Raw genomic sequence first — 9,632 nt, forward strand, 5'->3', positions numbered from 1 at the left:
TTCATTTATCTTGCATCAAATGAAACTTTCTACCGTCATTATATCAAAAAACGAACGATTCTTCCATCATTTATCGGTGCAAAGTATACAAATAAAAAAAAGCAAAATACAAATATGTATTTGCTTTATCTTCTTTTGCCCATCAATGTCCCAAATACTCTTCCCAAATCGCATCAAAATCAGACATGGAAAAGGCAAAGCTGGCCGATTCCTCCAAAAATCGACTGACTTCATCGAAATTATCTGATTGCTTAGGAAAATCAGATTCATCAAAGGCATAATCTGCCAAGATAGCTACTGGTTCATTACTTTTCGGGTTGCGCTGGGTCATCAACCAAGAATAAAAACTTCTTCTCACTACATCTACTTTCTATGATTTTTTTCGTAGAGCTCTATATAGCGCTCCATAGACATTTTTGTCACCAATTCACCAATCAGTTCATATGGAATGTTCTTGGGATTTTTCATCCGAACACAGGACTTGCCCATATCCAACTTGGTCGGAACTTGTTCTTGATAAGCTGCTACAAACCAGTCATGCAATTCCTTATCCATATAGATTCCCATATGATAGAGTGCAATATGGGCCTTTTGTGAGGCCAAAGCCAAAAATGGTAGGGGCTCTCCTGGTGTACAATGATAGCCATTTGGATAGGCAGTCAGGGGGACAAAATAATGAATCATTCCACCTAATACAGCTACTTCAAATCCAGCAGGTAAATGATCAAGAATAACTTGGTGTAAGCGTTCAACCGCCTCTCGGCGATTATCTGGCAAGGCAGCCATGTATTCTTCTATCGTCTCCACTTCAATCAGCATGATTCACCCCTATCTCAATCCAAGCATGGCTTCCTTGGCATGTACCATTTCCGTCATCATCTGGCAATAGGGTGTTGGGATGCCTGCACGCTTGCCCTTAAAAACAACAGCTCCATTCAAATAATCAATCTCTGTCTTGCGACCATGTTGGACCAAATCCTGATGCATAGACGGATAGTGATTGGAAGCCTTTTTCGAGGTGTCCATGATGTATTTCCAAATCGCAGCCTCATCAATTCCCTCTGTCTCAGACTTGGCAACGGCGATAAATTCTTTGAAAATTCCCTCAACCAAATTCAAACCAGCCTCAGTCCCGAACAATTCACCAATGGTACAATTCAAAATAGTACAAGTCGGATTCATAGTCCCATTGACACAGGCTTTTTGCCAAATGGCATTGATAACATGATCATCGTAGGCCGCATTCAAACCAGCCTCATTAAACATATCAATAATAGCAGCCACAGACTGACCATCACCGATCATATTCTGAACGGAGATTGAACCAGGTCCTTCCAGATGCACATGACCTGGCCCCTTTAGACCTGCCAACCAAATGGTCACCCCAACCATAATACTCTCATCGGGTACATAACGGCGCATGGTGGTCGCATGTCCCAGACCATTCAACAGACTGAGAACCTTGGTCTCTTGACCAATTATCCCCTTAATGTCCTGCAACATCTTTGGCAACTGATCCGCTTTAGTCAAGAGGATGATCAAGTCAGCCACTTGAGTCGCTTCAGTTGGCTTCATAATAGGCAGATGAACTGTCTCATCAAAATCTCCCGTCACCTTTAAGCCATTTTCACGAATGGCCTCAATGTGAGCATCCCAATTATCCAGCAAAATCACTTCGTGCTTGGTTTTAGACAACTGATAGCCAAACCGACAACCCATGGCACCACTTCCAGCAATATAGACCCTCATCAGCTAGATCAACTCCGTTCCAAATTCATCTTGCTTGACCTTACCAGCCTTCATCAAGCCACCCAGTGCTTTTTTGAATTGTCCCTTGGAAATACCAAAGGTGCTCTTGATGTCTTCCGGAGCAGACTTATCGTTCAAGGTCATAAAGCCTCCATTGCTTTCCAGATAAGTCAAAATCATCTGGGCATCATTTTCCAACATCTCAAATGAACGTGGTTTTAGAGACAAATTCAAGGTCCGATCGACAGCTCGATAGCCAATCACACGCGCCTCCAATACCTGCCCCAAACGCGGTTCAGTAAAGCGTTCGCTCGGATGGATAAAACCAAGCATATTATTGTCTGGCAGGTAAACAAAAGTCCCATTCATTTTCAAACGATAGACAATCGCTCGTAAGTTTTGATTCTGCATATTGTCATAGGCAGGTCCAGCCATTTTCTGAAAATCTTCCTGAAAGGCTGGCAGAGCCCAAATACGGTCTTTCTTATCCACATCCAATTTAACATAGAGCTGGTCGCCTTTTTTAGGCCAGAGTTCCTTGATTTCAGGCAGAATGTCTAAGGAAACCACTACCTGCTTATCAGGCAAACCTGTATCTACAAAGACACCCAAATCCTTACGTACCTCTGTGACAGTTCCCCAACCAAAGCTGGTACGACTCGCCCCAACTTCCTTGGTCGTCAAGCGGAGTTTTTGTTTCATATCTGAGTAGGCAAAGCCCTTTACAGATTGCCCCAGTTTAAACTCTCCCTCATCTTTTGAAAGGGCAAAGGTCAGTCCCTCTTTTTGAACAAAGTAAAACTGGTCATTTTCATCGGTCACAAGACCAACCATATAGTGTGCTAATAAATCATTCATGATTTTTCTTCTTTCTGACTAAAAGAGGGGAGTCCTGTCTAACTCCCCTCCATTAGATTTCTTATTTGTTTCACCATCTCAGTTAGACAGGTAGATAGTGAATTGCCTTGAATCCTGTAAAATCGAGCGATTAGACTTCCAACAATTCTTTTTCTTTATCGGCAGTCATCTTATCAATTGTTTTGATAGCATCATCTGTCACTTTTTGAATATCTTTTTCAAGTGACTTCAATTCATCTTCAGTGATTTCTTTTGCTTTTTCAGCTTTTTTTGCTTCATCCATGGCATCACGACGGATATTGCGGATAGCAACTTTTGAATTTTCGCCAACTTTTTTCACATCCTTCGCCAAGTTCTTACGAGTTTCCTCTGTAAGGGCAGGAATAACCAAACGGATAACAGTACCGTCAGATTGTGGCGTCAAACCAAGATCTGAAGCGTTCAAAGCACGCTCAATATCCTTCAAGATTGACTTATCAAATGGAGTAATCAATAGAACACGCGCTTCTGGCACTGTAATACCAGCCAACTGGTTCAATGGTGTTGGAGAACCGTAGTACTCAACAGAAATACGGTCCAACAAACTAGCATTGGCACGGCCAGCACGAATGTGGCTAAATTCACGTGCCAAACTCTGATGAGATTGATTCATGCGCTCTTGCGCTTTAGCAATAATTTCTTTAGACATAAGACTTCCTTCTTTGTATTTTTTTACAGTTTTTTAGTTTACTTTTAGTACTAGGCAACGAGCCACAGGCATAACTGAAGTTAGGCAAGGCGAGTTCAAATGAGGCTGGGCAAAAAGCCCAGGACCACTACTCAGAGTTCGTGTCAACATCTCAGCGCAGTGGTTGATTGGCAGATTTGTTCGTGTTTTGCATTCCAAATCTGGCCATTACGACTGTTGCGAACAAAGTTCGCTTCATCTCCAACCTCCAAAGGTTCCCCGAACCTTTGGAGCTATGCGGGGGTGGGAGTGAAACAGTCTGGGGATAGACTGTTTCAGCTCAACAACTTAAAACGAAAAATTGTTGACGAACTCTTTTTATCTTGGTCGAGTTCTTTCCCACTCCCGTTTGAAGTTGGAAATAAGGAAACAATATTTCCTCGATCGTCGAAGTACATAAAAGAAAAATTAAATGACGATATGATTTATTTTTCTTCTGAAGAATTTGAAACGGTAGTACCGATTGGCTCACCAAAGACAACACGTTTAATATTTCCTGGTTCATTCATATTGAACACGACCAAATCAATATCATTGTCCATTGAGAGAGTTGATGCCGTCGCATCCATGATTTTCAAACCACGACTAATCACTTCACGGTGGGTCAATTCATTGAATTTAACTGCATTAGCATCTTTCTTCGGATCAGCATTGTAGACGCCATCCACACCATTTTTAGCCATCAAAATCGCATCCGCTTCAATTTCTGCAGCACGAAGAGCCGCTGTCGTATCCGTTGAGAAGTACGGAGAACCAATACCAGCTCCAAAAATAACAATGCGACCTTTTTCAAGATGACGAAGAGCACGACCACGAATGTAAGGCTCTGCAACTGACTGCATCGCAATCGCTGTCTGCACACGTGTATCCACACCAAGCTGTTTAAGGGAATCAGCCATTACAAGAGCATTCATAACAGTCCCCAACATGCCTGTATAGTCTGCTTGAACTCGATCCATACCCGCTTCAGCAGCAGGTTCTCCACGCCAAAGGTTACCACCACCAATAACAAGGGCAATCTGAATACCTGATTCTGCGACTTCCTGAATTTCCTTTGCCATTTCCTGAACAGTTTTAAGATCAATACCGACACCACGTTCACCAGCCAAGGCCTCACCAGATAGTTTGATTAGAATACGTTCGTATTTAGGTTTCATCATCTCTCTCCTCTTTTTTATCCCTACTATTCTACCACAAAAACCGTTTTTTTTATACTGAAATCTCCAAGAAAAAAGGAAAATCCTCAACGAACTTTCCTTCTCACATTCTAAAACGCCTCTTTTTCCCAGCTTTTCAATAGTAGAAAATAGAGATTTTTAAAACAAACTAGCCTAGGCGCAATTTCCTCCGTAAACTCTGAGCCCGACTTCCAATTAAACGATCTAGCTGACGAGTCTTCAATGTCAAGATGACAAAAACAAGCACACCTGCTCCACCTGCAACAGCCAAGTGGATAAAGCTAGATACATAGCCATTTGCTGGAAGGATAAGATTCAGGACAAATTCAATCCCCCATACAACGAGTCCCATTACGATAGAAATCCAACTAATGGTCGCAATATCTTTTATCACTAGTCTTTCATCAATATGCAGAACCTTATCAATTCGTCTATAGAAGAGATACAGCATAATTCCCAACCCAAATATCGTTGAGATAAAGCTACCATATACCTTAAAGACATAGATCATTGGTACTTGTAAAACGATTTTCACTAGCATCCCAATCAAGAAATAATAAATGGCTCTTCTATTTTCAAATATCGCTTGAATGACTACACTAATGACAGAATATAGCCCCAGAGGTAAAATTAAAAATAAGTTCCAAATGAATAGAGTAATGGCGATAGGCTCTGACGGTCCGTAAAAAATCGTATAGAGTGGCCCAGCTAACAGGACTGTTCCAACAATTGCCGGTATAGTGAATATAAAGAGTAATTGTAGATTATCCGCCACTAAATGAGACGCCGCCTTCAAATCTTTCTTGACAAATTTCTCTGTAATCAATGGAATAGCAACACTTCCCAGACTCAGTGAAATCCCGATAATCATCATCGTAATCTTACTTGGATTGGCAGCCATATACGAATAAAGTTCCAAAAGTTCCGAATTACTGTAATCCGTAATTCTTTCCATAACACGAATAAATGTGACTTGGTCAATAAACTGCAATAATTGAATCGTTAGACCTAAAATGATAATTGGAATCGCATCTCGAACAGTTTCCTTAATAAGTTGACCTGTATCCAAAGAAATCTTTTGTTTCTTAGCATGAAGCAACTTACCAAGGTAACCTTGCTTCCATAAAGTATAAACTAAAATCCCAACACTAGCAATCATCCCGACAAAAGCTGCAAAGGTAGATTGGACAACTGCTTCAAGATAGTCTCCGCTACCCAACTTCATAATCATAAATGTTGCTGCCAGTATCCAGATAACCCGTACCAGCTGCTCTGCAAGCTGGCTGATCGCATAAGGCTTCATATCGTGTCGGCCCTGGAAAAATCCACGTAAGATACTCATAGCAGGAAAGATAAATAAAGGCGGAACGAGACTGTACATGACCGGAATGAGTTTTTCTTTTGATCCCGAAGCCTCTGCCAACCACGGCGCACTTAGATACATGACCCCTGCAAAGACAGCTCCAAAGACCAACATGAGCTTGAAGAATTCTCTGACCAAGTAAAGCGACACCTCTTCTTTACCCAAGACATTGTATTTAGCTACTTGTTTGGCAATAGCTGTCGGAAGACCAGCTGTTGAAATCAATAAGAAGTTGGCATAGATTTGATACCCCATACTAAAGAGGGCATTGGCTTCAGCTCGATATTCCCCTAACCAAATATACCAGGGAATAACATAGGCAACACCAAGCAGGCGACTAAGAATATTTCCAGCAGTCAACCAAGCCAAGCCTCTGGCCATTGTCGCCTGTTCTTTGGACTGCTGCATTTCAACTTTTTCGGACATTTTTCTATTACTTTCTATGTAAATATAAGACAGGAAAAACTCATACTCTTCGAAAATCAAAATCAGACGTTGTTGACTTGATTTGATGAACTTCAGTTCTATCTGCATCTACGTCGCCTAGTCTAATTCTGATTTTCATTGAGTATCAATTATTAATTTCTATTTTTGGATTTTCACAAAGTCTAACTCTTTCATTATAAACTTTTATCATACCAAAGTAAAAGAAAAACCCACCCATAAGGTGGGCAAGTCAATTAATTATCAATTGAATGATATTTCACTGTCAACCCTCGTTGTACAGCTGGGCGTTGGGCTATTTTCTCTCCCCAGGACTTTAGATGCTTGTAAGAATCAACATCTAAAAATTCTGCCGAACCTGGATATAGCTCTCCTTGAACCAAGCGACCATACCAAGACCAAATAGCAATATCTGCGATGGTATAGGTATTTCCAGCTACATATTCTCTTGTCCCCAATAATTGATCCAAGAGATCCAGCTGACGCTTAGTTTCCATTGTATAGCGATTAATCGGATATTCTTGCGCTGTCGGAGCGTAATGGAAGAAATGTCCAAATCCTCCACCAACAAATGGAGCGGCGCCAGTTTGCCAGAAGAGCCAATTAAGAACCTCTGTCCGCTCTGCCCAAGCTTTTGGTAGGAAGGCGTCAAACTTTTCTGCCAAGTAGAGGAGAATATTGGCTGATTCAAAGACCGAAATCGGTTCTTGCTCGGAATAATCTACCATAGCTGGTATTTTGGAGTTGGGATTGATGGTAACAAAATCGGAGCCAAATTGATCTCCTTGACCGATATTGATGAGAAAGAGGTCATAATCAGCTTCCGAAATACCTAACTCTTTCAACTCCTCCAACATAATAGCAACCTTAATGCCATTCGGAGTCCCCAATGAATAGACTTGGAAAGGCTTCTCTCCCTTTGGTAGGTCTTGCTCAAAGCGACTGCCCGCTGTTGGACGGTTGCCAGATCGGTTGTCATTTTCATCTTCCCACTTCCAAACGAGTGGTTTTGTATATTCTGTCATCTGTTTTTATTCTACCTTTCCTGGGATAAAACTTGCCATTCGGTAATGATTTTGAAGTTGTTGAATGTAAAGAGAAAGCTGAACCAACTCTTTTGGTGCATGGCAGGTCAAGGCTGTCAGCTCTGCATTGACATAGCGGTTAAGATGTTCAGCAAGTATGTAGAGATTGTCAGCTTGATCAAGCTCTTTTGCTATTTCAAAAACCTTTTCACGCAATACGGGTGTGATAGCATCTTCTGGTAGCTGATAAACCGCCGAAAGATGGCTATAAAATTCTTCACGGGTCGCCTTCATAGTTGCCTCCTAAATCACTTTTTACACATATTATATAGCTTAATCTATTGAATGTCAACTAAAAAAGATTGCCCTAAGACAATCTTTCTATTAATTAAAGTGAGTTAGGATCAACTTTGATACCAACACCTTGTGTTGTTGTGATTGATACTGAAGTCATGTAAGTACCTTTAGCTGTAGCTGGTTTAGCTTTAGCCATTACATCGTGGAAAGCTTTGAAGTTTTCAACGAGTTTGTCAGCGTCAAATGATACCTTACCGATAAGAGCTTGTACGATACCTGCTTTGTCAGCACGGTAAGTGATTTTACCACCTTTAGACTCTTCAACTGCTTTAGCAACATCCATTGTTACTGTACCAGTTTTAGGGTTTGGCATCAAGTTACGTGGACCAAGTACACGACCAAGACGTCCAACAACTGCCATCATATCTGGAGTTGCGATAACAACGTCGAAGTCCAACCAACCACCGTTGATTTTAGCAACGAGGTCATCTTCACCAACAAAGTCTGCACCAGCAGCTTTTGCTTCTTCTGCTTTAGCACCACGTGCGAAAACAAGAACGCGTGAAGTTTTACCAGTACCGTTTGGCAATACCATTGCACCACGGATTTGTTGATCAGCTTTACGTACGTCGATGTTCAAGTTGTAAGCAACTTCAACTGACGCATCAAATTTAGCGAAGTTAGTTTCTTTTGCAAGAGCAACAGCTTCTTCTACGCTGTAAAGTTTTGTGCTGTCGATTTTTTCAAGAGCAGCACGCAAGTTTTTGCTTTTTTTAGCCATGTTATATGTCTCCTTGTAATCAGATAATCTTGGGTGCTACTTAGTCAGTAACAGTGAATCCCATAGAACGAGCAGTACCTTCGATCATACGCATTGCAGCTTCAAGAGATGCAGCGTTCAAGTCAGGCATTTTAGTTTCAGCAATTTCTTGTACTTGTGCACGAGTAACTGTTGCAACTTTAGTTTTGTTTGGTGTACCTGAACCTTTTTCAACACCTGCGGCTTTTTTCAAAAGAACAGCAGCTGGTGGTGTTTTAGTGATGAAAGTGAATGATTTATCTTCATACACAGAGATAACTACTGGGATAATCATGCCAGCTTGGTCAGCTGTACGAGCGTTAAACTCTTTTGTGAATCCCATGATGTTGATACCTGCTTGACCAAGTGCTGGTCCGACTGGTGGAGCTGGAGTAGCTTTACCTGCAGGAATTTGAAGTTTTACGAGTTTTTCGACTTTTTTAGCCATGATATAAAATCCTCCTATTGTGGTTTTGGCGGTAATTAAAGATTTTTACCTCCCACAAATATGTGTTTTACACATACCTTTTCATTATACACGAATTTCAAAGAAATGCAAGCTTTAGGTTTACTTTTTTTCACATTTTTTATAGAATGAATGTATGTTTGAATCGATTATATTTTTAAAAATAGTAGCCTTTCTATTTATCTTTCTAACCTTGGCCATTTCGATAATTGCTGTCAAGTTTTTTAGGTTGCAAAACCGAGGATGGAACTTTGCAGACATTGCCTTTCCTCTCTATGCAATTGAATTTTATCTGATTTCGGACAAGGCCTACTATAACAGTCTACTGCCTCAGCTTGTCCTAGCCCTCTCACTACTAGCGATTGGTCTTTGTGGTTTCTTCCTTTTAAAGAAAAAGAATTTTTTATATCGCCGTTTCTTCAAGGTTTTCTGGCGAGCTAGTTTTATCTTGACCTTTTTGATGTATCTAGCTTTGGTTATTGCGGTCTTCACTATAAAATCCTAAAATCATCCATCCTTTTATAGATGGCATAATAAATCCCCATTGCAGGCGCAGTGGGGATTCTTTTTATACTAAATCATACAAGGCGACGTAGATGTATAGTTGTTTAGTTTTTATTTGATGTATGATAAAATAGACTTATGACTTACGGAATTGATTTTAGAAAACGCGTTATTGCCTATGTCCAATCAGGACACACAAAAAAGGAAACCTGTGACCTATTT

General features: G+C 40.8%; 12 protein-coding genes. 1 reads left to right on the forward strand and 11 read right to left on the reverse strand.

Going from position 1 to position 9,632, the window contains the following annotated elements; translation table 11 throughout:
* Positions 1–142 precede the first annotated feature (142 nt).
* The 11 genes from ODU55_RS06165 to rplK all read right to left on the reverse strand — a co-directional run bounded on the left by ODU55_RS06165 (position 143) and on the right by rplK (position 8,888).
* Positions 143–358, reverse strand: a complete 216-nt coding sequence (locus tag ODU55_RS06165) for a YozE family protein (protein WP_004194895.1) — start codon at positions 356–358, stop codon at positions 143–145.
* Between the two features lie 5 nt (positions 359–363).
* Positions 364–819, reverse strand: coding sequence for a DUF1801 domain-containing protein (locus ODU55_RS06170; RefSeq protein WP_398582272.1), 456 nt, complete (start codon positions 817–819; stop codon positions 364–366).
* A gap of 9 nt (positions 820–828) precedes the next feature.
* Positions 829–1,749, reverse strand: coding sequence for a 2-dehydropantoate 2-reductase (locus ODU55_RS06175; protein ID WP_398582273.1), 921 nt, complete (start codon positions 1,747–1,749; stop codon positions 829–831).
* Positions 1,750–1,752: 3 nt separating this feature from the next.
* Positions 1,753–2,607, reverse strand: a complete 855-nt coding sequence (cvfB, locus tag ODU55_RS06180) for an RNA-binding virulence regulatory protein CvfB (RefSeq protein WP_398582274.1) — start codon at positions 2,605–2,607, stop codon at positions 1,753–1,755.
* A 130-nt stretch (positions 2,608–2,737) separates the two neighbouring features.
* Positions 2,738–3,295 (reverse strand): ribosome recycling factor, encoded by a 558-nt coding sequence (frr, locus tag ODU55_RS06185; protein WP_024384951.1) that lies wholly within the window; start codon positions 3,293–3,295, stop codon positions 2,738–2,740.
* 464 nt (positions 3,296–3,759) lie between these two features.
* Positions 3,760–4,494, reverse strand: coding sequence for a UMP kinase (pyrH, locus tag ODU55_RS06190; protein ID WP_015445263.1), 735 nt, complete (start codon positions 4,492–4,494; stop codon positions 3,760–3,762).
* 166 nt (positions 4,495–4,660) lie between these two features.
* Positions 4,661–6,301 (reverse strand): polysaccharide biosynthesis protein, encoded by a 1,641-nt coding sequence (locus tag ODU55_RS06195; RefSeq protein ID WP_029179721.1) that lies wholly within the window; start codon positions 6,299–6,301, stop codon positions 4,661–4,663.
* A gap of 254 nt (positions 6,302–6,555) precedes the next feature.
* Positions 6,556–7,344: a glutathione-dependent disulfide-bond oxidoreductase gene (gene yghU, locus ODU55_RS06200; RefSeq protein WP_398582275.1), complete on the reverse strand. Its 789-nt coding sequence runs from the start codon at positions 7,342–7,344 to the stop codon at positions 6,556–6,558.
* A 6-nt stretch (positions 7,345–7,350) separates the two neighbouring features.
* Positions 7,351–7,638: a hypothetical protein gene (locus ODU55_RS06205; RefSeq protein ID WP_398582276.1), complete on the reverse strand. Its 288-nt coding sequence runs from the start codon at positions 7,636–7,638 to the stop codon at positions 7,351–7,353.
* Between the two features lie 94 nt (positions 7,639–7,732).
* Positions 7,733–8,422: a 50S ribosomal protein L1 gene (gene rplA, locus ODU55_RS06210; protein WP_004194879.1), complete on the reverse strand. Its 690-nt coding sequence runs from the start codon at positions 8,420–8,422 to the stop codon at positions 7,733–7,735.
* 40 nt (positions 8,423–8,462) lie between these two features.
* Complete coding sequence (gene rplK / locus ODU55_RS06215) at positions 8,463–8,888, reverse strand: 50S ribosomal protein L11 (protein WP_002935890.1); 426 nt, start codon at positions 8,886–8,888, stop codon at positions 8,463–8,465.
* 154 nt (positions 8,889–9,042) lie between these two features.
* Between rplK and ODU55_RS06220 the strand changes: the two genes are divergently transcribed.
* Positions 9,043–9,411: a DUF3397 domain-containing protein gene (locus ODU55_RS06220; RefSeq protein WP_105115022.1), complete on the forward strand. Its 369-nt coding sequence runs from the start codon at positions 9,043–9,045 to the stop codon at positions 9,409–9,411.
* Positions 9,412–9,632: the final 221 nt, after the last annotated feature.

This window comes from Streptococcus sp. 2022WUSS037 (assembly GCF_044427225.1).
Taxonomy (GTDB): Bacteria; Bacillota; Bacilli; order Lactobacillales; family Streptococcaceae; genus Streptococcus.